1 protein-coding gene is annotated in these 1,690 nt (G+C 70.7%); it reads right to left on the bottom strand.

What is annotated here, in order from left to right; translation table 11 throughout:
- Nucleotides 1–43: 43 nt before the first annotated feature.
- The gene (locus ACFYST_RS36485) at nt 44–1,618 is read right to left on the bottom strand and encodes an IS1182 family transposase (RefSeq protein ID WP_387868754.1); all 1,575 of its coding nucleotides are present in this window, start codon (nt 1,616–1,618) and stop codon (nt 44–46) included.
- Nucleotides 1,619–1,690: the final 72 nt, after the last annotated feature.

The raw sequence follows: 1,690 nt of genomic DNA, 5'->3' as shown, positions 1-1,690 counted from the left end.
CTAGAAGGCTGATGAAGATCTTGGTTTGATCCGGGCCGTGCCGTCAGGTGGCGGTCTGGATCTGCCAGGTGGTGCCGTTGTGGGCGAGTCCGAGGTTGATCAGGGTTCGTAGGTTAAGGGCGGCGGCGCGGGTGTGGAGCCAGGCGTTGTTCTTGATCGTTCCCCGGTAGCGCAGGCGGCGGTTTCGGTGTCCGACAAGCCAGGCCACGGCCCGTTCGACCGGGGGGCGCCAGCGGCGGTAGGCCTCCTGCCAGGCTGGGTCGGCGGCTTGTCGGCGGGCGGCGGCCTGGAGGTCGTAGCCGGGGCGGATACGCAGGGTCTTGCCGTTCTTGGCGGTGGTGCACCGCTCGCGTAGTGGACAGCCCGGACAGCGGTCGCCGAAGTTCGCGGAGCGTGTCGTGTCGGGGCCGCGGTCGGGTGAGAGCGGGACGGTGCGGCCGGCGGGACAGGTGGCGGTGCCGGCCACGGTGTCGATCCGGAAGTCGTCGAGGACGAAACCGCCCGCAATGGCGGGCCGCTGCGGGGCGGGCTTGAAGAACAGGCGGTGCCCGCCCTTGCCCAGGGCCTGGCGGGTGGGGCCGGTGGAGTAGGCGGTGTCGCCGAACGCATCCACGGGCTCGTCCTCGTCGGCGAGCAGGTCCAGGGCGATGACCGCCTCGTGGTGCTCGGGCCCGGACCCCGGGGTCAGCTCGACCTCGGTGTAGATCGTGGTCTCGGGTTCGATGGTGAGGTGGGCCTTGTACCCGTCTTGGTAGTGGGTGCGGGTCTTGTGGACGTGCCGGGCGTCGGGGTCGACAGTGGACACGACGCGGTCCTGTGCGGTGCCGCGGGTGACGCGCCAGCGCCCGTCCCGGCCATCGGAATCGTCGGCGGGCTCGACGTCCTGCCCGGCGACAAGGGCCAGGATGCCGACGGCGTTGGCAGCCTTCTCACCGAGCTGGCGCTCGGGCAGACGGCCCAGCAATCGGAGCGCGTCGCCGACCAGGGCGTCGATGAGTTCCTCGCGGGCCTGCTGATCGTTCCAGGCGATGCGGGGCTTGCCCGGGTCGGTGTAGTCGTGGGCCGTGCAGTGGACGGCCGCGACCTGGTCGGCGCCGGGGACCTCGCGGATCACCGCGCGGACGGCGGCGATCAGCTGGGTGACGGTGTCCTGGGTGGCGACGGCGTCGTCCAGCACGGTGGAGTCCAGTGCCCGCTTCTGGCGGCCCTTCAGCACCCCGGTGGCCTTCACGACCTCCCGCACGGCTTCGAACACCCGGTTTGGCGAGGTGGAACGGGCAAGGCGTCGGCGGAAGTAGGCCAGCAGTGACGGGTCGAAGGCGGTGTCGTTCAGGCCGAGTCCGCAGGCGGCCTTCCACCGCAGGTCGCAGCGCAGTTCCTGGACCGTCTCGAAGTCGGACAGGCCGTGCAGGGCTTGCAGGGTGATCGCGGCGGCCAGGATCTGCGGCGGCATGCTCGGGCGGCCGTTCGACGACGGATACATGTCCGCGAACATCGCGGCCGGGAACAGCCGGCCCCGGTGCTCGGCCAGGAACGCGAACACGCTGCCCGCCGGGATCAGCTCTCGGCAGGTCTCCCACACGTCCGGCCCGACGGTCTCCCCCGCCCATTCCCCCATCGCCACAAGGCGAGTCTGGCCCCACCGCTCACACGGCGGGGCCAGAACCCAACATCTTCATCAGTCTTCTAG

It is taken from the genome of Kitasatospora sp. NPDC004614 (assembly GCF_042873675.1).
Classification (GTDB): Bacteria; Actinomycetota; Actinomycetes; order Streptomycetales; family Streptomycetaceae; genus Kitasatospora.
The sequence above is the reverse complement of the archived record's forward strand: the minus strand, read 5'-3'. Positions and strand labels throughout refer to the sequence as shown.